Below are 22898 nucleotides of genomic sequence, written 5' to 3'. Positions count from 1 at the left end.
TGAACCATCCCCTGGCCCCTGAGCCCTTTCAGCTCAGGGCCGGACAGCTTCCGGGCGCGGGCAGCATGCCGGTTTCCCGGAACCGCAGATAATCCTCCAGGATCCGGCGGTGATCGAAGACCAGATCCGCCGGCCAGTCACCGCGGGCATACCAGGCCAGGGCCTTGGCATCATCCGCGGCCTGAGCCTCACCGATGGCGCTGGCGAGAAAGACCGCGCTGATGGTATGGCCCCGGGGGTCGCGAGCGGGATCGGAGTAGCAGTACAGCAGGCGTTCGAGTTCCACCCGCAGCCCGGTTTCTTCCAGCGCCTCGCGGCAGGCCGCGGCCTCCAGGGTTTCGCCATAATCGACAAAGCCGCCCGGAATGGCGTATCCCAATGGTTCGAAATGCCGTTCGATCAGCAGCACCGGACGCGCCGGGTCATCCGCTTTCTCTATGATGATGTCCACGCTGATTCTCGGCGATTTCCTGTCCATGCGTCCCCTCCCTGAGTTGTCGCATCATTCTAGCCGATGTGCATCATGAGCCTATCCACCCTTGGTAGCGGCTGGACCGCGCACGGGGCTTGGCGAAACCAGCACAAGTCACTACCATTGCCCTCTACCTCAATAAAGCAGGAGATACCATGAGCGGCACGCAGATCGAATCCATACTGACCGAGGCACGGACCTTTCCTGTCCCCGAGGAATTTGCCCGGCAAGCCAACATGGATCAAGCCCAGTATGAGGCCCTGTGCCGCCAGGCTGCCGAGAACCCGGCCGAATTCTGGGGAAAGCTGGCGCGGGATCACCTTCACTGGGACAAGCCCTTTAATCAGGTACTGGATGACAGCCAGGCCCCCTTCTACAAATGGTTCAGTGACGGCGAACTGAACGTATCAGTCAACTGCCTCGACCGCCATCTCGACAGCCCGACCCGCAACAAGGCGGCCATCATCTGGGAGAGCGAGCAGGGTGAGGTCGTGACCCTGACCTATGCCCAGTTGCATCGGGAAGTCAGCCGTTTCGCGGCAACCCTGCAGGACCTTGGCATTCACCTGGGCGACCGGGTGGCCATCTACATGCCGATGGTCCCCGAGGCCGTGATCGCGATGCTGGCCTGCGCCCGTATTGGTGCCATTCATACCGTGGTGTTCGGTGGCTTTTCCGCCGAGGCACTCAAGGACCGCATCGAGGATACCCAGGCCAGGCTCCTGATCACCGCTGACGGCGGCTATCGCGCTGGCAAGGTGGTGCCGCTCAAGCACAATGCCGATCAGGCACTCTCGCGTAGCAGCCATGCCGTCGAGCACATGATCGTGTTCCAGCGCACGGGTGAGGAGGTGAACATGCAGTCGGGGCGCGACCTCTGGTGGCATGATCTCGCGGCGAAGGCCCAAGTGGACTGCGCGCCCCTTGCAGTCAATGCCGAGCATCCCCTGCTCATCCTCTATACCTCCGGCTCCACCGGCAAGCCCAAGGGCATCGTGCATAGCAGTGGTGGCTATTTGTTATGGTCGCTGCTGACCACGCACTGGGTCTTTGACCTCAAGCCCACCGATGTCTACTGGTGCACCGCCGACATCGGCTGGATCACCGGGCACAGCTATGTGGTCTATGGACCGCTGGCGCTCGGCGCGACGGTATTCATGTACGAGGGGGCACCGACCTATCCGGACGCCGGGCGCTTCTGGGACATGATCGAACATCATCGGGTCAATGTTTTCTATACCGCCCCCACAGCCATCCGCGCCCTGATGAAGCTCGGTGACGAGTGGCCGAATCGCTATGATCTCTCATCACTGCGCCTGCTCGGCACCGTGGGTGAGCCGATCAACCCGGAAGCCTGGATGTGGTACTACAAAGTGATCGGCAAGGAACGCTGCCCGATTGCCGATACCTGGTGGCAGACCGAAACCGGCGGCCACATGATTTCCCCGCTGCCGGGCGTTACGCCGCTGAAGCCGGGCTCCTGCACCAGGCCCCTGCCCGGCATTTTTCCCGATATCGTCGACGAGGAAGGCGAGATCATCCAGAGCACCGAGGCGGGTGGCTATCTGGTGATGACGCGCCCCTGGCCGGGCATGCTGCGCACGGTCTGGGGCGATGAGGCGCGCTATATCGAAAATTACTGGGCCAAGTTCAACAACCGTTTTTATGTGGCGGGCGACAGTGCTCACCGCGACATGGACGGCTATTACTGGATCATGGGTCGCATCGATGACGTGCTGAATGTGTCCGGCCATCGTCTCGGCACCATGGAGATCGAGTCGGCCCTGGTCGCGCATCCGGCCGTCGCCGAGGCCGCCGTGGTCGGACGCCCGCATGAGATCAAGGGCGAGGCGATCTGCGCCTTTGTCGTCCTGCGCCAGTCGCACGCCGGTGAGGACATGGATGCGCTGGCGCAGACGTTGCGGGCGCATGTGGCCGATGCCATTGGCCCGATCGCCAGGCCCGATGAGATCCGCTTCACCGACAATCTCCCCAAGACCCGCTCCGGCAAGATCATGCGTCGTCTCCTGCGCGCCATCGCCCGCGGCGAGGAGATCACCCAGGACACCTCGACCCTGGAGAACGAGGAAACGGTGCGGCAACTGGAACGCTAAAAGGTTTCCGCCAAAAAGGCGGATACCATCCCGGTATCCGCCGTGAATAATGCGGGGATGGATGCAGCCCCGCAATCACAGCCTCATGTTGTCATCGTCGGTGGCGGCTTTGGCGGCCTCAGCGCCGCCCAGGCCCTGCGCAAGGCGCCAGTGCGGATCACGGTGATCGACCGCAATGCCCACCATCTTTTTCAGCCCCTTCTTTATCAGGTTGCCACTGCCGCGCTGTCGTCCTCGGATATTGCCGAACCGATACGCGCCATCCTGCGCCGGCAGAAAAATGCCGAGGTGCTGATGGGTGAAGTGACCGGCGTGGACAAGGCTCGGCGCGAGGTCATGCTGAGGGACCATGCGCCCATCCCTTACGATCATCTGATCATTGCCACGGGTGCCCGCCACAGCTACTTTGGCCGCGATGACTGGGAGCGCTTCGCGCCGGGCCTGAAGACCCTGGAAGACGCCCGTGCCATCCGCAACAAGTTGCTGCTGGCCTTCGAAGGCGCGGAACTGGAGGACGATCCGGCCCGCCGTCAGGCGCTGCTGACCTTCGTGGTGGTTGGCGGCGGGCCGACCGGTGTGGAAATGGCGGGCTCCATCGCGGAGCTTGCCTATAGTGCCCTGCCGAGCGAGTACCGGCATTTTGATTCGCGCTCGGCGCGCATCATCCTGATCCAGTCGAGCAACAAGATCCTGCAGAGCTTTCCGGACGATCTCATCGAGAAAGCCCTGCGCGATCTCAAGCGGCTCGGGGTGGAAGTGCGCACGGGCGAGAAGGTGGATTGCATCGATGAAACCGGCGTGCGGATGAAAAGTGGCGAGAAAATCGCTTCCCGCAGCGTATTCTGGGCGGCTGGCGTGACCGCCTCGGCGGCCGGGCGCTGGCTCGAGGCGGATACCGATCGTGCCGGGCGAGTGTGGGTGGAACCGGACCTGAGCCTGCGGGACCACCCGGAGATCTTCGTGATCGGCGACACCGCCCACATCCGTGACCAGGACCTGCCCGGCATCGCGCCGGTGGCCAAACAACAGGGGCACTACGTCGCGCAGCAGATCGAGCAGCTGATCCAGGGACAGCCCGCGCTCCCGCATTTCCAGTACCGCGACCAGGGCCAACTCGCCACTATCGGCCGGGCCGCCGCCATTGCCGACTTCGGCCGCCTGCACTTCGATGGTCGCCTCGGCTGGATACTGTGGCTAATCGCGCACATCTATTTTCTGATCGGCTTTGAAAACCGGCTCTCGGTGATGATTCAGTGGGGCTGGTCCTATTTCACCTACCGCCGCGGCGCGCGTCTGATCACGCTACAGGAGAATCCGGAACCACCCAGCTAGCGCCGCTCGCGTAGCGCGCCCCCTCCCCCCAGCCAGCCCTTGCGCCAGAAGTAACCGAGCAGCAAGACCCCGAGCGCGCCCATGATGATGAGTGTCGCCGGAAAGGCCCAGGGATAGTCCAGAATCGCCATGTACTTGAAATTCATACCGAAAATGCCGGTGACGAAGGTCAGTGGGATAAACAGCGTGGCGATGATGGTGAGCACCTTCATGACTTCGTTGGTGCGGTTGTTGACACTCGACAGATAGATGTCGAGGGTGCCGGAGAGAATATCCCGATAATTCTCGATATTGTCGATGATTTCCGCGAGATGATCATAGACGTCGCGTAGATAGACCAGGGTTTCCGGCCGAAACTGCTCGAAGTCCCCGCGTGCAAGCTCAGCCAGCAACTCACGCATGGGCCAGGCGGTCTTGCGCAGCGCCATGGCATCGCGCTTGAGTCGCTGGATGGTTTGCAGGGTCTGTGGTGTGGCATGGTGCAGCACGCGCGTTTCCAGGGTCTCAAGCCGCCCGGCAAAGCGCTCCAATACCGCAAAGTACTGGTCCACCGCCACATCGATCAGGGCATAGACCAGATAATCGGCACCGAGCGAGCGGAAGCGACCCCGACTATTGCGCAGCCGCTGGCGCACCGCCTCGAATACCGGCCGGTCGCCATCATGGAAGCTCAGCACCAGACCGGGCGCGAGCACCAGACTGATCTGATGACTGGCGACCCGGTCCTTCTTCTCGATATAGACCAGCGCCCGCAACACGATGAAGACCTGCTGCTCATAGTTCTCGGCCTTCGGTCGCTGAACCGGGTTCTGGATGTCCTCCAGCACCAGAGGATGCAAGCCGCAGTGCTGGCCAATGGATTCCAGCAGTGCCGTGTCGGGTGAGCCCTGGATATCGAGCCAGATCACGCCCTCCTGGCCGACCTTCATGCAGTCATCTGGCAGCTCACTCAGTTTCTGCTCTTCAAAATGCCCCTGGGAGTAACGGATCAGGCTGATTTCCGGATGTTTTGCCGGCGCTGGCTCCGGACCCCGCAGGGTGCCTGGCGGCAACCCTGCCCGGGCCGCGCGATTTTCGAGCGCACTGACCACCTATTGCAGGACCTCGTAGCCCTCTTCCTCGATGGCGGCCCGAAAGGCGGCAGGATCGGCCTGACCGGGTTCATAGTGCACCTTGACCTCGCCATTGGGCAGGTCGACAAAGACTGCTTTCACGCCAGCCATGGGCTCGATAGCGTTCTTGACTGCGCGCACGCAATGCTGGCAGGTCATGCCCTTGACCTTGAGATTGGCTTCTTCCATTTTCAGGCTCCTTTGCTCTGGGGTTCATGTATTGTCTGGATGTCCGGTTCGCCTGCCTGGCTGATCGCGCGCCAGCGCTTCAGAAGCAGGGAATTGCTCACCACGGAAACCGAACTCATGGCCATGGCCGCGCCCGCGATCACCGGATTGAGGAACCCGAGTGCCGCCAGCGGAATGCCCAGCACATTATAGATGAAGGCAAAGAAAAGATTCTGCCGGATTTTCCCGAGTGTCGCCTGGGACAGACGCAGGGCATCGACCACGCTCAGGAGATCCGGGCGCATCAGCGTCAGATCGGCAGCGGCCATGGCCACATCCGTGCCGGAGCCGATGGCAATGCCGACATCCGCGCCCGCCAGTGCCGGGGCGTCGTTGATGCCATCCCCAACCATGCCGACGATCTGGCCTTCGGCGCGCAGGGCGGCAATCTTTTCACTCTTGTCCGCCGGCAGCATCTCGGCAAAGTAACCATCGAGCTGCAGTTCGCGGGCAATGGCCTCGGCCGTGCGCGTGTTGTCACCAGTAAGCATCAGCACGCGCAGGCCCATCTCGCGCAGGCGTGCCACGGCGGGCGCGGCGCTGGGGCGCAAGGGATCGGCAATGGCAATGAAGCCAAGCAGCCGGTCATCCAGGGTCACGCCGACCACGGTGCGAGCCCGGCCTTCCCAATCCTGAAGCCTGCTCTGCTGCGCCGCGGGAAAGGGTACCAGCCGGGCGGAACCGACCTGTACCCGATGTCCGTCGATCTCCGCCGCCAGGCCCCTGCCCGCTAGCGCCTCGAAATGCGTCAGCGGGTGCAAGGCCAAGCCGCGCGTCTGCGCCGCCGCCAGGATGGCGCGCCCGAGCGGATGCTCGGAACCCTGTTCGGCGCTGGCCGCCCAGACGAGCAGCTCGTCTTCCGTGGCGCCCTCCAACGCCAGCATGTCCACCACTGCCGGCTTGCCGGCGGTCAGGGTGCCGGTCTTGTCGAACACCAGGGTCTGAATGTGGCTGGCCTGCTCCAGGGCCACGGCATTCTTGATCAGGATGCCGCTTTGCGCGCCCTGGCCGCTCCCCACCATGATGGCGGTGGGCGTGGCAAGCCCCAGCGCGCAGGGGCAGGCGATCACCAGCACGGCCACGGCATTGACCAGGGCCGGCGTGAATCCGGCCACGAAGAACCAGCCGACAAAGGTCAGCAGGGCTATACTGATCACCACCGGCACGAAGACCGCGCTGATGCGGTCGGCCAGGCGCTGCACCGGCGCCTTGGAGCCCTGGGCGGCCTGCACCAGCCTGACGATGGCAGCCAGCGCGGTATGCTCGCCAACACCAGTGGCCTGCACCACCAGACGGCCATTCTGGTTGGTAGTCGCGGCATAGACCTTGTCGCCAGTCTGCTTGCTCACCGGCAGGCTCTCGCCGGTCAGCATGGACTCGTCCACCCGAGCCTGTCCCTCCAGCACGGCGCCATCCACCGCGATGCGCTCACCGGGCCGCACCACGAAGCGATCCCCCTCGCGCAGCTGCGCCACCGGCACGGCCACCTCGCGGCCATCCGCCTCCAGCCGGGTGGCGGTATCCGGCTGCAGCGCCAGCAGGGCGCGGATCGCAGCGGTGGTCTGCTGCTTGGCGCGGGCTTCGAGCAGCTTGCCCATCAACACCAGGGTGATGATGGCGGTGCTGGCCTCGAAATAGAGATGCCCGCCCGTGCCAGCCAGCAGCACCGCGGCGCTATAGGCATAGGCGGCACTGGTACCGAGTGCTACCAGCACATCCATGTTGGCGCTGCCGCCGCGCAGGGCATGATAGCCGCCGCGGTAAAAGCGCCAGCCCACCCAGAACTGCACCGGCGTGGCGAGCAGCAACTGCAGCCAGCCCGGCAGCATGAAGGCATTGCCAAAGGGCATGGCGAGCATCTGGATCACAAAGGGCAGGGTCAGCAGGGCGCTGATCACGAAGCGCCGCATCTCGCGCTGCAGGGTTTCGGCCTGACGCGCCTCGGCCTGGGCCTGGGCATCGCCTTCCAGTAGCGTAGCGCCGTAGCCGGCGTTGGTTACGGCGCGGATCATCTCATCGACGCTGATCGCGCCGGGAACATAGGTCACGAAGGCCTGTTCGCTGGCGAGATTGACCTCGGCGGACTGCACGCCTGGCAGACGCTTGAGCGCGCGCTCCACCCTGCCTGCGCAGGTGGCGCAGGTCATGCCCTCGATCGCCAGTTGCGCCCGGGCGTTCGGCACGGCATAACCCGCCTTCTCGATGGCCGCAAGCATCTCCGAAAGCTGGGTCTGGGCCGGGTCAAAGCGCACGCTGGCCTGCTCGTTGCCATAGTTGACCGCCGCCTCGACGCCCGGCAAGCGATTCAATTGCCGTTCGACCCGTACCGCACAGGCGCCGCAGGTCATGCCCTCTACGGGCAGATCAATGCGTTTTTCGCTCATGTCCGCTCCTTGTTCCGATCCTGCGAGAGAAATTTCCCAGATCAGAAGTATGCACTATAAATACAATAGACCCCGAGACGAGGGCAAAATTCTGATTTGTTCAGCTACCTGCACATACGGCGCCTTGCCTGCCAGAGCGGCACTCGGGACCGGGTCCAGTCCTGCTGCCCCGCCTACTCCGGGGTGGGCTTTTCAGGATAAATCGTGTAAGGTTGATACTCCACCTTGGACTGACGAAAAAACTCAGAGGCTATTGAACTGGGTGCAACCGGGGAGCTCCAGTGGCATCAGATGGTTTTCCGCAAGAAATCAACGATTTTCTCATAAAGCACATCCACTCCGTCGAGCAGCTCGAGATACTGTTGCTGCTGCATCGCGACACCGGACGATCCTGGACCGCTATAGAAATTGCCCAGGAATTACGTGGTGACAGGCAATCGGTAGAAAACCGCCTGCAGGATCTCTGTGCCCAGCGCATGCTGGCATGCACCAGCTCGAATGATGAGCACCACTATTACTTTAATGAATCCGACACGGAACTGAACCGCAAGGTCGCAGGGTTATCGCACATCTATGCGGAAAGACGCATGAGCGTCATCAACCTGATCTTCTCCAAGCCCATCGACAATATCCGGGTCTTTGCCGATGCCTTCCGGCTACGAAAGGACAAGCCTGAATGAGTGCTGCCGAAATCGTGTACCTGCTGTGTGCCGCTACCAGCGTGGCCTGTGCCATCCTGCTGCTGCGCGGTTACTGGAAAAGCCGTGCCCGTCTTCTCTTGTGGAGCAGCCTCTGCTTTGTCGGCCTCGGCTTGAACAATGTACTGCTTTATGTCGACATGGTGATGTTGCCCAATGTTATCGACTTCAGTCTGGAGAGACTATTGCCTGCCCTGATAGGTCTTTCCTTTCTGCTCTACGGATTGATCTGGGACACCGAATGAACACATTCTCCGGCTATACCTCGGGAAAAGGGACATAGTATGTATGGTTTCCTGACCGGCGCCATCGCCATGGCACATCTGGCTGCGGGGCTGTTTTTTCTCAAGTTCTGGAAGAAAAGCAGTGATCGGCTGTTCCTGTTCTTCGCCATGGCCTTTGTCATCCTGGGCATCAATCGCATCGGACTGGCGTTCGTGGATGAGGGGCAGGAGTTTTACTACACTGGACTCTACATTCTTCGACTGATGGCCTTTCTGCTGATCCTGTTTGCCATCATCGACAAGAACCGTGCCGGACGGGCTTGAATTCAGGCCCGTCTGCATGGCCATACTGCTATTCCAAACACCTCAACTGTTCTCCGACCGCCTGCCCAGCAAGAGCAATGGCAGGAGCAGCAGCAGGAACAAACTAAGAAGCCATTCTCTTCCTGCCATCCAGGCCCCTTGCCGCGGCAGCAGGAAGCCATAGGCTTCAAATGCCGCCATCGCGAGGCTGATCAGGCCGACGACAAAGCCCGCGGCACGGGCGGGCGAGCCATTGCGGCGCAGGAGCCCGGCCAGCAGTCGACCGTTCAGGCCATCCGGCAACACCATGCCCAGAGTAAAGCTCAGCCCCAGAAGCGCCGCCGCCCACTGCCCATGGGAACCGGCCGCCAGTGTCCAGACTGCAGTCTGGCTCAGGGTATCAAAGGCCAGGGCGAACAGGGCCCCCACCAGTATCACCGCACCCGGCCCCTGCACCCGCAGCAGAGGAGCAAACAACCTGCTTTTCAAGCCGATGATTTGCTGCCCGCCTCGCCGGGCATTCCAGATATTGGCCGAGCCAAGCACGGTCAGCAGAATCACCGAACTCCAGATGCCCAGTCCTTCGAACCATCCAGGTATGCGGGCCTGCTGCATCAGGGTGCTGACCAGGACCGCCACCAGCGTGACCACCAGACCGTGTCCCAGTGCAAAGTACAAGCCTGCGCGCCGGGCCAGACGCGGCCGTGTATCAGCATGAAGCCGGGTCAGGGCATCGATGCTCGCCAGATGATCGGGGTCGATGCCGTGGCGCAAGCCCAGCGCAAATACCAGCCCCAGCCAGGCCCACAGGCCGTGCGCTCCGAAGTCCATGCCTTTCCCTTTCTGACCGTTCTTAGAGTGACACTCCCCGGCGAATCGCTGTCACGATCTGTGCTTGTGGTTGCGAGGCGTCCACCCTCAAACCTGTATCGGGTACTTCCAGCGTGGCAAGCTGGCTGTCCAGCATCACTGCTGCCATGAAGTGCCCCTGGCGCTTCTCGAGACGTTGCCGGATCAGGGTGGGGTCGGCATGCAGAAAGACCAGCCGTACCTGATCCTGATCGACCCCGACCGCCTCCCGATATGCTGCCTTCAGCAGGGAAGCCGCAAGCACGACATGATGCTGTTGGGCAAGACAGCGGGCGATCAGCTCACGCAGTGCGGCCAGCCAGGGCGCCCGATCGGCATCCGTCAGCGGCAGGCCGGCGCGCATCCTTTCGATGTTTGCAGGCGGATGCAGGTCATCCGCGTCGATGAAACCCCAGCCCAGATCCCGAGCCAGGGCCTGTCCGATGGTGCTCTTGCCGGAACCCGCCACACCCATGATCACGATCACCATCAATCATCACCTGCCTCAGGACCTGATTTTCATCGCTCCGCCAGCCAGACGCATTGTCCCTTGCTCTCCTTGTCAAGTCCCTGCAGGTAACTGGCATGGGCAGCCAGCTCATCGGGACTCGGTTGCAGGATGCGCAGCGGCCCGACCTGCCGATCGTTCAACCGTGCCGCCATTTGCGCCTTCGAGGGCGCTCCCCTGGCATCCTGAGCCGTATCCGCATCGAGCAGCATGCTGACCTGCCCACCCGTCATTGTCAGATAGACCTGGGCGAGGATCTCGGCGTCCAGCAAGGCGCCGTGCTTGTCGCGGCGGCTGTTGTCGACGCTGTAGCGGCGACACAGGCTGTCCAGATCATTTTTCTGGCCGGGGTGGCGGGCGCGCGCGAACTTGAGGGTATCGATCACGTCACAGCGCTCGGACAGCGTTTTCTCGCCCATCAGCGACAGCTCGCGATCCAGAAAACCCATGTCGAAGGCCGCATTGTGGATGATGAGCTGGGCACCCTCCACAAAGGCCAGGAAATCGGCTGCTATCTCCCTGAAACGCGGCTTGTCCTGCAGCATTTCATTGCTGATGCCATGCACCAGCATGGCCCCTTCATCGATCTCCCGCTCCGGGTTCAGATAACAATGAAAGTGACGTTCGCCGATCCGGCGATTGAGTACCTCGACGCAGCCGATCTCAATGATCCTGTGGCCCTTTTGCACCTCCAGGCCCGTCGTTTCCGTATCCAGCACCACCTGTCTTGTCACGCCCGCTCCTTTCTGTCCATAGCGAAAGCCTTGTCGATGGCCATATTCGCCAGACGATCCGCCCGCTCATTTTCAGGATGCCCGTTGTGTCCCCTGACCCAGTGCCATTCCACCTGGTGGCGCTGCGCCGCGGCATCGAGACGCTCCCAGAGGTCCTGATTCTTGACCGGCTTGTTGTCTGCCGTGCGCCAGCCACGGCGCTTCCAGCCATGAATCCAGGTCATGATGCCATTGCGCAGATACTGGCTGTCCGAGGTCAGACTTACCTGACAGGGGCGCTTAAGCGCCTCCAGCGCCTGGATCGGCCCCATCAGCTCCATCCGGTTGTTGGTGGTCATTGCTTCATAGCCGGACAACTCCCTTTCCTGATCGGACCAGCGCAACAGCGCCCCCCACCCTCCAGGCCCCGGATTGCCCCGACAGGCGCCATCGGTAAAGATTTCAACGAGGTTTGCAGCCAAGCTTTTTCTCCACGCTGAGCAAGACTTCATCATCGCTGTCCCGGCACAGGCCGCGCACCGGCGCCGGGCTCCATTTCGCGCCAGCCAGGCCGGGCACCAGCCCATTCTTCAACAGACCCGGCGGTATCCAGCCAGGCTCGCGGCGTTGGGCGAGCAGCATGAAGGCGTTGGCCCCTGTCGGCCACCAGCGATCCCCGGCAAATTCCAGCCATTGGCTGCGTGCCTGCAGATGCAGCGGCAAAAGCGGCAGACGATACTGGAAGTACTTGCCCGAGCGCATTTCAAAGCCAAGCTCCATCAGCAGGCGCCGCACCTGGCCGACGGGCATGAAGGGCTGCTGCCAGGGCCAGCGCAGATTGCCCCGCCATAACTGCCAGTGACGCATCAGGCTGAACAGACTGTGCGGATTGAAGGCCAGCACCACCAGATATCCCTCGGGTGCCAGGACACGATAGCACTCCTTCAAGACCTGATAGGGATCCACATTGCGCTCCAGCAGGTAAGGCAGCACCAACAGATCGAAACTTCCGGCGTCGAAGGGGAGCCGGCAGGGATCGGCGGCGACTTTCAGCACAGGCAGGCCCACCCGGCTCAGCGCTGGATAGTCAGGGTCACAGAGCAGCCAGAAGTCTTCCACCGGCATGCGCGCATCCCACAGGAGCGGGAGGCCGAGCTGCATCACCCGGGACGGGGCCAGGCGCTTGATCCAGGGGGACAGCGCGCGATGGCTGGCGATAGCGAGCCCCCTGCCGGTCGGTGTTTGCCACCAGTCCGTCACTGACATACTGTTTAGCTGCGGCACCAGAAATTTCGGCGTAAGCATCCCCTGGAGGCACTATCATGGTAAATGTCGATCTACTGCCCGCTTTTGCGGACAACTACATCTTTTGCTTTCGGGCCGGCGGTTCGGGTGTATTCATCGTCGATCCCGGCGATGCCGGTCCGGTACATGACTATCTGCAAAAGACCGGACATGCACCCGCGGCCATTCTTGTCACGCATCACCATGCCGATCACGTGGGCGGCGTGCGTGAGCTTGCTGCTCACTATGCTATCCCGGTTTATGGTCCACGCCAACGGACCCCAGGACTGACCCATCCCCTCTCGGCAGGCAGACAGCTCATCGAAGGCATCCCCATGGAGGTCATCGCGGTACCCGGCCATACCCTGGATCATGTGGCTTACCTGGTCGAGGATGCCCTGTTCTGCGGCGACACCCTGTTCTCCGCCGGCTGTGGCCGGCTCTTCGAAGGCACGCCGGCGCAGATGCACGACAGCCTCGAACGCCTCGGCAGCCTGCCAGGCGATACCCGAGTGTACTGTGCCCACGAATATACATTGTCCAATCTACGATTCGCCCGGCATGTCGAGCCAGACAATGCCGCGCTTTTGGACCGCGAGCGAGAAGTCAGCTCGATACGCAAGGCCGGCCTGCCCAGCATCCCTTCCCGCATGGACATCGAGCAAGACGGCAATCCGTTCCTGCGCACCCGGATTGCAGCGGTTCAGAAAGCCGCCCGGACCTTTGATCCGTCATGCGACATCACTGACCCTGTCGCCGTCTTTGCCGCCCTGCGCCGCTGGAAGGATCAGTTCTAGCTCTCGCGGCGACTGACTGGCAGGCAAACGATCTGACAGAGGTTCGCCCATTGTGCCCGCAGGAGAGTGCTGATCTGCTCCGGCCGCACCGCATCGAGTTGCGCCAGTGATTCGGTCACCGGCACGGTCCTGCCAAGATAAATGCGCTGACGCGCCAGGCGCGACATCCGCGCCTCGACATCCTCCAGGCTCATGAGGAGCTGGGCACGCAGATGACGCCGGGAGCGCTCCATCTCATCTGGCGTCGGCCCCTCCTGAATGAGCGTCTGCAATACGGCCCCAACTGCCTGCTCGCATCGCTGCCAGTCACTGGCATTGGCTCCCGCATAAATCCGCCACTCACCCGAATCCCGGTAGAACTCCAACTGGGAGTATACCGAGTAGGCCAGCCCCAGACGCTCGCGGATCTCGCGAAACAGCCGGCTGCCACTGCTTCCGCCCAGAATCAGATTGGCCATGCTCGCCACATAATATTCGGGCGCATCCACGGCAAAGCCCGCAGCGGCCCAGGCCAGATGCGCCTGCAGGGTCTGGCGTTTCAGACGATATCGCCCGGGCATGAAGCGCGGCTGCTCGGTACCGGGCACCGGATCTCCAGCTGCCAAGGCATTGAGACCCTGTTGTGCCAGTGCCAGCAGTGTCGCATGATCCACCTGACCGGCCGCAACCACCTTCAGTCGCTTTCCAACATAGTGACGGCGGTAATAATCCAGCAGCCGGGCCCGGCTGGCGCGCCGAATGATGCTGCTGCGTCCCAGAATGGGCCAGCCCAGGGGATGACCGCCCCACATGCGCCGGCTCAGTTCCTCCTGCACCCATTCCTCGGGATCTTCGGCCACCATGGCGGCCTCCTGGGCCACCACCCGCTTTTCCAGCGCCAGCTCACTGGCCGGCAGCGAGGCATGCACCACCAGCTCCTGCAGGATGCCAAAGGCGGCCGGCAGATCCTCACTCAGCACGGTGGCGTGATATACCGTGAGCTCCCGGTCCGTGTAGGCATTGATGTTGCCCCCCAGCGGTTCCATGGCGTCGCTCAGAGCCGCCGCATCGAGATGATCGCCGCCCTTGAAAAGCATGTGCTCCAACAGATGCGCAAAGCCATCCTCCTCAGGGGATTGATACCGGCTGCCGTTTTCAAGCCAGAAGCCCAGCACCACGCTTCGCGCATGTGGTACCGGCATCGAGAGGACCTCAACGCCATTTTCCAGAATCGTCCGTTCATAGGGCAATTCTTCATACAACTCCGCACTCATTCCCCACTCACCTCGACCCAAAATAAAAAGGCGCCGGGCGAACCCGACGCCTTTTAGGCGGAAATCCCAGATTCAGGCATCCACCCGCTTCAAGCTCAGCTTGATCTTGCCCTGGCGATCCACTTCCAGCACCTTGACGCGGATCATGTCACCTTCCTTGAGGTGATCCTGGACGTTGGCCACGCGCTCATTGCTGATTTCAGAGATATGCACCAGGCCATCTCGACCAGGCAGGATATTCACAAAGGCACCGAAATCCATGATCTTCACGACCTTGCCTTCGTAGATGCGTCCAACCTCGACATCGGCCGTGATCAGCTCGATGCGGCGGCGGGCAGCCATGCCAGCCTCCCCATCCACCGACGCAATCTGCACGGTGCCATCATCCTGGATATCGATGGATGCCCCGGTTTCCTCGATGATCCCGCGGATGATCTTGCCGCCAGGCCCGATCACGTCGCGGATCTTTTCCGGGTTGATGCGCATCGAGATGATGCGTGGGGCATGCATGGACAGGTCCGTGCGGGCATGCGGCAGGGCTTCATTCATCTTGCCCAGGATATGCATGCGGCCTTCCTGGGCCTGGGCCAGGGCCTGGGACAGGATCTCGCGGGTAATGCCCTGGATCTTGATGTCCATCTGCAAGGCGGTCACGCCCCGGGCGGTCCCGGCCACCTTGAAATCCATGTCACCGAGATGATCTTCATCACCCAGGATGTCTGTCAGGACAGCGAACTTGTCACCATCCTTGATCAGGCCCATGGCAATACCCGCCACCGGCGCCTTGATGGGTACCGCGGCATCCATCAGCGCCAGCGAGGCGCCGCAGACGCTTGCCATGCTGGACGATCCATTGGATTCCAGGATCTCCGAGACGACGCGCATCGCATAGGGAAACTCGGATTCAGAGGGCAGGACCTGGGCCACCGCGCGCTTGGCCAGACGACCATGACCGATTTCGCGCCGTTTCGGGCTACCCACCATGCCCGTTTCACCGGTGGAATAGGGCGGGAAATTGTAGTGCAGCATGAACCGCTCACGCATTTCCCCCTGCAGCGCATCGATGATCTGCTGATCGTGCTTGGTTCCGAGAGTCGCCACCACCATGGCCTGAGTCTCGCCGCGGGTAAAGAGTGCGGAACCATGCGTGCGCGGCAGCACGCCAACGTCGATGCTGATCGGCCGCACCGTGCGGGTATCGCGCCCATCGATGCGCGGCTGGCCGGCCAGGATGCGGCCCCGGACCACGGACTTCTCCAGGCTGTGGAATTCCTTGCGGACGGCCTCCGCGCGCGCGGCATCCTCTGGCGCCAGTTCCGCAACGAGCTCCTCACGGATCTGCTCGAGACGCGCATGACGGGCCTGCTTCTCGCGAATGCCATAGGCCTCGGTCACGGCCGCACTGGCTCGGGCAACCAGCTCGGCCTGCAGACTCTCATCCTTCGGGGCAGGCTGCCATTCCCAGCGCGGTTTGCCAGCTTCCGCCGCCAGCTGCTGGATCAGCTCGATCACCGACTGCATTTCCCGGTGCCCGAAGAGAATCGCCTCCAGCATGAGGTCTTCCGGTAACTCGCTGGCCTCGGATTCCACCATGATCACGGCATCACGCGTGCCTGCCACTACCAGGTCCATCCGGGAATCGGCCAGTTGCGCATAGGTGGGATTCAGGACGAATTCGTCATTCACGTATCCCACGCGGGCAGCGCCGATGGGACCATCGAAGGGCAGACCGGAGATCGCCAGCGCAGCGGAAGCGCCTATCATCGCGGGAATGTCCGGATCATTGTTCTGATCCACGGACAACACCGTCGCGATGACCTGCACCTCGTTGAGGAATCCCTTGGGGAAGAGCGGACGCAGCGGACGATCCGTCAGGCGCGAGGTCAGGGTTTCCTTCTCGCTCGGCCGACCTTCGCGCTTGAAGAAACCGCCCGGGATCTTGCCGGCTGCAAAGCTCTTTTCCTGGTAGTTCACGGTCAGAGGAAAGAAATCCTGGCCAGGCTTGACCTCCTTGCGGCCAACTGCCGTGACCAGCACGACCGTGTCATCCAGGCTGACCAATACTGCGCCATCGGCCTGGCGAGCCATGCGACCAGTCTCTAGGGTGAGGGTCCTTCCCCCCAAGGAAATGCTTTGGCGATATACGGTCAAGCTCTTTCCCCTTTTATTTGCGCAGGCCCAGACGCTCGATCAGGCTACGATAGCGATTCACATCCGTACGCCGAAGATAATCGAGCAGCTTGCGACGCTGGCCAACCATTTTCAACAAGCCCTGACGGGAATGATGATCATGGCTATGGGCCTTGAAATGACCCGACAGATCCTCGATCCGCGCGGTCAACAGGGCAACCTGCACTTCCGGAGATCCGGTATCGCCCGGATGCGTCTGATAATTCTGTACCACGCCAGCTTTGGTTTCGGCGCTCATCGCCATGCTACATCTCCTTTAAGCAAACTCGAATGCAAATTGTTATTGTACGTGCGGCCCCTTGTTCCCACAACAGCTTATTTGCTGCAGCAGGCGCCGCGGCGCGATCCGACCCTCCCCGGCAGCCTCTCCAAGGCCCAGAAAGACCTTGTCCGGACCATAAAGCCGGACGGCGCCTGAAAACGTTTCGCCACCGGGCTGGCGTAGCTTCTGACCGAGCACGATGGCCCTGGCCTCCGCCTCGTCAAGAAACACCGCCGGCAGATGCGAAAGCACCTGATCAACTGCCAGCAGCATGCCCGCCGCAGCGGGTCCTGCCAGGGCCAGCTCATCCAGCGTCAGCGCCTGCTCGATCCGGAAAGGACCGGAGGCCAGACGCCGCAAGGCGCTGACATGAGCGCCACAACCGAGGATTTCGCCCAGATCCACAGCAAGGCTGCGGATATAGGTTCCCTTGGAACAGGCCACTTCCACGTCGAGGGTATCCTCGCCCATGGCAAGCAGGTCGAAGCGGTGAATTCGCACCCGGCGCGGCTCACGAATGATCTCGATGCCCTCGCGGGCCAGCTCGTACAAGGGCCGTCCCTGATGCTTCAGGGCGGAATACATCGGCGGTACCTGCAGGATTTCCCCTCGCAGGCTGGCCATGGCCCGGTGCAGAACATCCTCGACCAGTCGCACCGAACGGGTGTTCAGCACCTCACCTTCGGCATCCCCGGTAGTGGTGGACACACCAAGCCTGAATGTGGCCCGGTACACCTTGTCGGCGTCCAGCAGAAACTGCGAGAACTTGGTCGCCTCACCAAAACACAGGGGCAACAGACCACTGGCCAGCGGATCGAGACTGCCGGTGTGCCCGGCCTTCTTCAGCCCCAGAAGGCGCTTGGCCTGCTGCAATGCCCGGTTGGAACTGATGCCCAGCGGCTTGTCCAGCAGCAGGATACCGTCCTTCACAACCTGCTCCGGCGCCAACGCCATGTCCATCGAATCAGGCCGGGAACGCCACGGGACAAAGCCCCTGCCTCACCCGCCAGATAGTACGGACTCACTCATCCACCTCATCCTGGTCTGACATCCGCCGGGCATCATGCAGCAGGCGCGACATATGCGCGCCCTCGTCGAAGCTCGTGTCATAGGCAAAGACAAGGTTTGGAATGCGGCGCAGATCAAGCCGCCTGCCGAGCTGGTGGCGTATGTATCCACTGGCATTCTGCAGGGCCTGGCGCACATCCTCTGCGTGCTCCGGTCCCGTCATCACGCTGAAGAAGATGCGGGCCGACTTCATGTCCGGTGACAGATCCACGCCACTGATGGTGGGGAGAATGCCCTGTCCGGCCCGTACATCACGGACCTCGGGCAGTATCGCGGCAATCTCCTGCTGCAGCAGGTGGCCAACCCGCCGTGAACGGCTAAATTCCTTGGGCATGTCAGATTGTGCGAGCGACCTCTACCGTTTCATAAGCTTCGATCACATCGCCCTCCTTGATATCGTTGAAATTCTTCAGGCCGATACCACACTCGAATCCTTCGCGCACCTCGCGGACGTCATCCTTGAAGCGGCGCAGGGAGTCGAAGTCTCCCGAGAATATCACCACCGAATCCCGGAGCACCCGGGCATGGGCACCGCGCCTGATCACGCCATCGGTGATCATACAACCGGCAATGGCGCCCGCCTTGGGAACCCTGAACACCTGCCGGATCTGGGCATGGCCAAGCACATTTTCCCGGATCTCGGGGGCCAGCATGCCGCTCATGGCGGCCTTGATCTCGTTGACGGCATCGTAGATGACATTGTAATAATGAACATCCACGCCTTCCTGCTCGACCAGACGACGGGCGGATGCATCGGCCCGGACATTGAATCCAATGACGACAGCCTGCGAAGCGCTGGCCAGATTCACGTCCGTTTCCGTGATGCCACCGACACCGCTGTGAATCACATGTACTCGGACCTCGCTCGTGGACAGACGTTCCAGCGAATCACGCAAGGCTTCTGCCGAGCCTTGTACGTCCGCCTTGATGACCAGGTTCAGGGTATTGACCTGCCCTTCCTGCATCTGCTCGAACATCTGGTCCAGCTTGGCCTTCTGGCTGTTGGCAAGCTTGACCTCGCGGAACTTGCCCTGTCTGAACAGGGCAATCTCGCGGGCCTTGCGCTCATCCGCAACCACCACGACCTCTTCACCCACGGCCGGAGCATTGGAAAGACCAAGGACCTCCACAGGAATACTCGGGCCAGCGGACTTGATGGCCGCCCCCCGGTCATCGTGCATGGCGCGAACACGACCGAATTCCGCACCGGCAAGGATGACATCGCCCAGATTCAGGGTGCCGGTCTTGACCAGAATGGTTGCCACCGGACCGCGGCCACGATCAAGCCGGGACTCGATGACCACACCATGCGCCGGTCCCTGCTCCGGCGCCCTTAGCTCCATCACTTCCGCCTGCAGCAGAACGGCGTCAAGCAAGTCGTCGATATGGTCACCGGTCTTGGCGGATACGGGAATGAACTGCGTATCACCACCCCAGTCTTCGGCCAAGACGCCATAGTTGCTCAGTTCCTGCTTGACCCGGTCAGGATCAGCGGCTGGCTTGTCGATCTTGTTGACCGCCACCACGATAGGCACCTCAGCCGCCTTGGCATGGTTGACTGCTTCGATGGTCTGCGGCATGACCCCATCATCGGCTGCGACCACAAGGATCACGATGTCGGTGACCTTGGCGCCACGAGCCCGCATGGCGGTAAAGGCCTCATGGCCGGGCGTATCCAGGAAGGTCACGGTACCCTTCTCGGTCTGCACGTGATAGGCACCGATATGCTGGGTGATGCCACCCGCCTCACCGGCAGCAACACGGGCCTCGCGGATCCGGTCCAGCAAGGAGGTCTTGCCATGATCGACATGGCCCATCACGGTAACGACCGGTGGCCGGGGGCTGCCGGCAATCTCGCCACCATTCCGATCCAGCAACATATCCTCAGGGGTTTCCACCTGAACCAGGCGGGCGGTATGTCCCATCTCCTCGACCACGATGGCTGCCGTTTCCTGATCGATGACCTGATTGATGGTCGCCATGGTACCGAGCTTCATCATCTGCCGGATGACCTCGGTTGCCTTCACGGCCATACGGCTGGCCAGTTCTGCCACGGTGATGGTTTCAGGGATGGCGACCTCGTGAATGATCGGCTTGGTCGGTCTTTCGAAACCATGAAGCTGATCACGGTCACGGTCCCGCTTACGGGCATCCTTGCGCCGGCGCATCTGGCTCGCATCGTCAGCCAGCGTCGCGGCAGACCTGCCGAATTTCTTCCCCCCCTTGCGAAGGCGCTCCTCTTCCTCGAAGCTGCGTCCCGCAGGTTTCTTTGGTTTACCCTTGCTGGCCGGCGCAGGAGCAGCGGCCGGCCGCTGCGCGGCACCGGCAGTCCTGGCGCCCGCATCGCTGCGCGGAGCAGCTGGGGCCGCAGCAGGCGCAACAGCGGTTTCCTGAACAGCTGCCTTAGCTTCCGGATTCTGCGCCGCCGACGCGGCATCCGCTGCGGCAGGAAGATCTCCGGTATCTGAAGCAGTCACAGCATCCGCCTCGTTTTCTGCGGCGGACTCCGGCGTGGTCTGATCAGCCATTACGGCGTCAGACGTCTCCTGCGCCGTGGCTTCACCCTGCGCTGCTTCATGGGTAACAGCCATCATTTCATCGCCAGCCGTCTCCACTGCAGTGTTTTCCTGCGGTAGATCCTCGCCGGGCCTGACTTCCTCATCCGCCACGACCGAATCACGCTTGACGTAAACCTTTTGCTTGCGGACTTCCACCTTGACCGTACGGGCCTTGCCGGAAACCCCGGTCTGCTTGATCTGCGTGGTGCTGGTACGTTTCAGGGTGATTTTCCGGGGCCCTGCAGCCGCGGCGGATTCGCCATGGGTTTTCCGGAGAAAGCTCAGGAGCTGCCGCTTGTCTTCCTCAGAAAGGGGGTCCTCCGCAGCGCGTTTTTCTACGCCAGCAGCCCGCAACTGCTCCAGCAACCTGGGTGCAGACATGCTTAGCTCTTCTGCAAAACTTGCGACTGTTACCAAAGACATATCCCTCTCCTGCATCATCTTCAACCGGACCAGATTGGTCCTATGACCAATCCTCCAGCAGTTACTCGGCGGGTTCCGCAAACCACGGGGCCCGAGCGGCCATAATAAGCCTTTTAGCCTTTTCTGCATCAATTTCTGTCAGTTCCTGCAACTCCTCAACGCCGAGCTCAGCCAGATCCTCGGCCGTCTTCACCCCCTTGCTGGCAAGGAGATGTGCAAGCGGCTCATTCATGCCATCCAGTGATAACAGATCGGCGGCAGGCTCACTCAGTTCAACCTGTTCTTCCTGCGCGATTGCCCGATTCAGGAGCACATCACGCGCCCGGCGTCGCAGCTCATTGACGATATCCTCATCAAAGCCCTCGATCTGCAACATTTCCGAGACAGGCACATAGGCGACCTCTTCCACGCTGGTAAAACCTTCCTGCACGAGAACCGCAGCAAGATCCTCATCCACATCCAGTTCATCGATGAAGAGCTGACAGTATGTGGCCTGTTCCTTCTCGCGCTTCTCGCCAGCTTCGGTTTCGGTGAGAATGTTGATTTCCCACCCGGTCAGCTGACTGGCCAGCCGGACATTCTGCCCGCCGCGGCCAATGGCCTGGGACAGCTGTTCCGGATCCACCACGACATCCATGCTGTGCAGATCCTCATCCACGACAATGCTGGAGACTTCTGCGGGAGAGAGCGCGTTGATGACAAAGGTCGCAGGATCTGCAGCCCAGATCACGATATCCACGCGCTCGCCGGCCAGTTCATTGGTGATGGCCTGCACGCGGCTGCCCCGCATGCCTACACAGGCCCCCACCGGATCTATCTTTGACTCGTTTGAGCGGACCGCGATCTTCGCCCTGACGCCAGGATCACGGGCGGCGCCCTTGAGCTCCACCATGCCATTGGAAATTTCCGGAACTTCCAGGGTGAAGAGCTTGAGCAGGAACTCTGGCGCGGTGCGGGAAAGAAAGAGCTGCGGACCACGCTGGGTACGCCGGACATCCTGCAGATAAGCGCGGATGCGATCGCCGGGTCGGATCGACTCGCGCGGAATCATTTCTTCACGCGGCAGCAAGGCCTCGGTACGACCAAGATCAATGATGGCACTACCGCGCTCCATGCGCTTGACCACGCCACTGATGAGCTCGCCGCGACGCAATGAGAAGTCCGCCACGACCTGGTCGCGTTCCGCCTCTCTCACTTTCTGAACGATCACCTGCTTGGCGGTCTGCGCGGCAATGCGTCCAAAATCCACGGCAGGCAGTGTTTCCTGCAGCACATCACCAACACTGGCACCGGGTTTGCGCTTTTGCGCCTCCTCCAGTGTCAACTGCGACTCCGGCTGTGTAACGGCATCCTCGTCTGCCACGACATCCCAGGTGCGGACCGTGCAATACTCGCCGGTTTTACGGTCGATACTGACCTGGATGGAAAGGTCCTGACCATATTTCTTCTTGGAAGCGGATACCAGCGCGGCTTCCAGCGCTTGAAAGATGACCTCCTTGTCCACCCCTTTCTCACGGGCGACCGCATCTGCCACAAACAGTATTTCTCGACTCATTTCATGCTCCTGTCCTGAACGGACCCGCCGTCACAGCTCCGGCACCAACCGGGCTTTCGCAACATCTGCCAGAGGAAAGCGCTTGATATCCTGATCCACCTTCAGCAGCACGCAGTCCTGTTGCAGGCCAAGTAACTCACCAACAAACCGGCGCTGCCCATCCATGGGCAAGTGCAAGCGTAAACTGACCTGATGACCAGCGAACCGCTCGAAATCTTCCGGTCTTTTCAAGGGTCGATCCAGCCCAGGACTCGATACCTCAAGAAGATAAGCGCTCGAAATCACATCTTCGACATCAAGCAGTGCTCCGATCTGCCGGCTTACGGCCGCGCAGTCATCCACAGTGATGCCTTGAGGAGAACCAATATAGAGCCTCAGTAGCGGCTGGCGGCCAGAGCGAACGAATTCGATGTCGACCAGCTCGTAACCCATTCGCTCCACAGTAGGCCGAAAGAGATTTTCAAGGTCATTGCCGTTCTCGACTGTGCGCATGATCCTCTCCAGGGCTAAAACAAAAAAGCGGGCACAAGGCCCACTTTTCAATCGCGCTATATTATAGGGCTTGAAGGCC

General features: G+C 61.5%; 23 protein-coding genes. 6 read left to right on the top strand and 17 right to left on the bottom strand.

The window, feature by feature from the left end; genetic code table 11:
* Positions 1-28 precede the first annotated feature (28 nt).
* Positions 29-478 carry an NUDIX domain-containing protein gene (locus WOB96_RS02065; RefSeq protein ID WP_341369608.1) on the bottom strand — a complete coding sequence of 150 codons (450 nt, stop codon included), beginning with the start codon at positions 476-478 and terminating at the stop codon, positions 29-31.
* A 149-nt stretch (positions 479-627) separates the two neighbouring features.
* Here WOB96_RS02065 and acs point away from each other — a divergent pair, with 149 nt between their 5' ends.
* On the top strand, positions 628-2586 hold the full coding sequence (gene acs / locus WOB96_RS02060) for an acetate--CoA ligase (protein ID WP_341369607.1): 1959 nt from the start codon (positions 628-630) through the stop codon (positions 2584-2586).
* 42 nt (positions 2587-2628) lie between these two features.
* The gene (locus tag WOB96_RS02055; RefSeq protein WP_341369606.1) at positions 2629-3918 is read left to right on the top strand and encodes an NAD(P)/FAD-dependent oxidoreductase; all 1290 of its coding nucleotides are present in this window, start codon (positions 2629-2631) and stop codon (positions 3916-3918) included.
* Here the strand turns inward: WOB96_RS02055 and corA are convergent.
* From corA to WOB96_RS02040, 3 genes are all read right to left on the bottom strand, one after another.
* A complete protein-coding gene (gene corA / locus WOB96_RS02050) occupies positions 3915-4847 on the bottom strand; it encodes a magnesium/cobalt transporter CorA (protein ID WP_341369605.1) in 933 nt (310 codons plus the stop codon). The two genes, WOB96_RS02055 and corA, sit on opposite strands and share 4 nt — an antisense overlap.
* 162 nt (positions 4848-5009) lie before the next feature.
* Positions 5010-5219: a heavy-metal-associated domain-containing protein gene (locus tag WOB96_RS02045; RefSeq protein WP_341369604.1), complete on the bottom strand. Its 210-nt coding sequence runs from the start codon at positions 5217-5219 to the stop codon at positions 5010-5012.
* Positions 5220-5221: 2 nt separating this feature from the next.
* A complete protein-coding gene (locus tag WOB96_RS02040; protein ID WP_341369603.1) occupies positions 5222-7642 on the bottom strand; it encodes a heavy metal translocating P-type ATPase in 2421 nt (806 codons plus the stop codon).
* Between the two features lie 281 nt (positions 7643-7923).
* Between WOB96_RS02040 and WOB96_RS02035 the strand changes: the two genes are divergently transcribed.
* From WOB96_RS02035 to WOB96_RS02025, 3 genes are read left to right on the top strand one after another with little or no spacing between them, the layout of a single operon-like run.
* Positions 7924-8322 (top strand): hypothetical protein, encoded by a 399-nt coding sequence (locus WOB96_RS02035; protein ID WP_341369602.1) that lies wholly within the window; start codon positions 7924-7926, stop codon positions 8320-8322.
* Positions 8319-8585: a DUF5985 family protein gene (locus WOB96_RS02030; RefSeq protein WP_341369601.1), complete on the top strand. Its 267-nt coding sequence runs from the start codon at positions 8319-8321 to the stop codon at positions 8583-8585. Before WOB96_RS02035 ends, WOB96_RS02030 begins: the two co-directional genes overlap by 4 nt.
* 39 nt (positions 8586-8624) lie before the next feature.
* Positions 8625-8888, top strand: coding sequence for a DUF5985 family protein (locus tag WOB96_RS02025; protein WP_341369600.1), 264 nt, complete (start codon positions 8625-8627; stop codon positions 8886-8888).
* 42 nt (positions 8889-8930) lie between these two features.
* Here WOB96_RS02025 and WOB96_RS02020 read toward each other — a convergent pair whose 3' ends face one another.
* Genes WOB96_RS02020 through WOB96_RS02000 form a run of 5 tightly spaced genes read right to left on the bottom strand, consistent with a single transcriptional unit; the run spans position 8931 to position 12203 of the window.
* The gene (locus WOB96_RS02020; RefSeq protein WP_341369599.1) at positions 8931-9698 is read right to left on the bottom strand and encodes a HoxN/HupN/NixA family nickel/cobalt transporter; all 768 of its coding nucleotides are present in this window, start codon (positions 9696-9698) and stop codon (positions 8931-8933) included.
* Positions 9699-9720: 22 nt separating this feature from the next.
* The gene (locus tag WOB96_RS02015; RefSeq protein WP_341369598.1) at positions 9721-10206 is read right to left on the bottom strand and encodes a gluconokinase; all 486 of its coding nucleotides are present in this window, start codon (positions 10204-10206) and stop codon (positions 9721-9723) included.
* Between the two features lie 29 nt (positions 10207-10235).
* On the bottom strand, positions 10236-10958 hold the full coding sequence (gene dnaQ, locus WOB96_RS02010) for a DNA polymerase III subunit epsilon (protein WP_341369597.1): 723 nt from the start codon (positions 10956-10958) through the stop codon (positions 10236-10238).
* Positions 10955-11419 carry a ribonuclease HI gene (gene rnhA, locus WOB96_RS02005; RefSeq protein WP_341369596.1) on the bottom strand — a complete coding sequence of 155 codons (465 nt, stop codon included), beginning with the start codon at positions 11417-11419 and terminating at the stop codon, positions 10955-10957. The genes dnaQ and rnhA overlap by 4 nt, the downstream gene beginning before the upstream one ends.
* The gene (locus WOB96_RS02000) at positions 11400-12203 is read right to left on the bottom strand and encodes a class I SAM-dependent methyltransferase (RefSeq protein WP_341369595.1); all 804 of its coding nucleotides are present in this window, start codon (positions 12201-12203) and stop codon (positions 11400-11402) included. The genes rnhA and WOB96_RS02000 overlap by 20 nt, the downstream gene beginning before the upstream one ends.
* A gap of 56 nt (positions 12204-12259) precedes the next feature.
* On the opposite strand from WOB96_RS02000, the gene gloB reads away from it, so the two are divergent.
* Positions 12260-13018 (top strand): hydroxyacylglutathione hydrolase, encoded by a 759-nt coding sequence (gene gloB, locus WOB96_RS01995; protein ID WP_341369594.1) that lies wholly within the window; start codon positions 12260-12262, stop codon positions 13016-13018.
* Here gloB and WOB96_RS01990 read toward each other — a convergent pair.
* The 8 genes from WOB96_RS01990 to rimP all read right to left on the bottom strand — a co-directional run.
* Positions 13015-14271: a M16 family metallopeptidase gene (locus tag WOB96_RS01990; RefSeq protein WP_341369593.1), complete on the bottom strand. Its 1257-nt coding sequence runs from the start codon at positions 14269-14271 to the stop codon at positions 13015-13017. The genes gloB and WOB96_RS01990 overlap by 4 nt on opposite strands.
* 72 nt (positions 14272-14343) lie before the next feature.
* Positions 14344-16359, bottom strand: coding sequence for a polyribonucleotide nucleotidyltransferase (pnp, locus tag WOB96_RS01985; protein WP_423229714.1), 2016 nt, complete (start codon positions 16357-16359; stop codon positions 14344-14346).
* A 76-nt stretch (positions 16360-16435) separates the two neighbouring features.
* Complete coding sequence (gene rpsO / locus WOB96_RS01980; RefSeq protein WP_341369591.1) at positions 16436-16705, bottom strand: 30S ribosomal protein S15; 270 nt, start codon at positions 16703-16705, stop codon at positions 16436-16438.
* 36 nt (positions 16706-16741) lie between these two features.
* Positions 16742-17683 carry a tRNA pseudouridine(55) synthase TruB gene (truB, locus tag WOB96_RS01975; RefSeq protein ID WP_341369590.1) on the bottom strand — a complete coding sequence of 314 codons (942 nt, stop codon included), beginning with the start codon at positions 17681-17683 and terminating at the stop codon, positions 16742-16744.
* Positions 17684-17744: 61 nt separating this feature from the next.
* Complete coding sequence (gene rbfA / locus WOB96_RS01970; RefSeq protein ID WP_341369589.1) at positions 17745-18125, bottom strand: 30S ribosome-binding factor RbfA; 381 nt, start codon at positions 18123-18125, stop codon at positions 17745-17747.
* Between the two features lies 1 nt (position 18126).
* Entirely contained in the window at positions 18127-20772 is a 2646-nt protein-coding gene (infB, locus tag WOB96_RS01965) for a translation initiation factor IF-2 (protein WP_341369588.1), read from the bottom strand.
* Positions 20773-20833: 61 nt separating this feature from the next.
* Positions 20834-22327 (bottom strand): transcription termination factor NusA, encoded by a 1494-nt coding sequence (nusA, locus tag WOB96_RS01960; protein WP_341369587.1) that lies wholly within the window; start codon positions 22325-22327, stop codon positions 20834-20836.
* 30 nt (positions 22328-22357) lie between these two features.
* Positions 22358-22898, bottom strand: a 541-nt coding sequence (gene rimP, locus WOB96_RS01955) for a ribosome maturation factor RimP (protein ID WP_341369586.1), incomplete at its 5' end; no start/stop codon positions are given.

The organism is Thermithiobacillus plumbiphilus (assembly GCF_038070005.1).
Classification (GTDB): domain Bacteria; phylum Pseudomonadota; class Gammaproteobacteria; order Acidithiobacillales; family Thermithiobacillaceae; genus JBBPCO01.
This window is presented reverse-complemented; position numbering and strand designations above follow the sequence as displayed.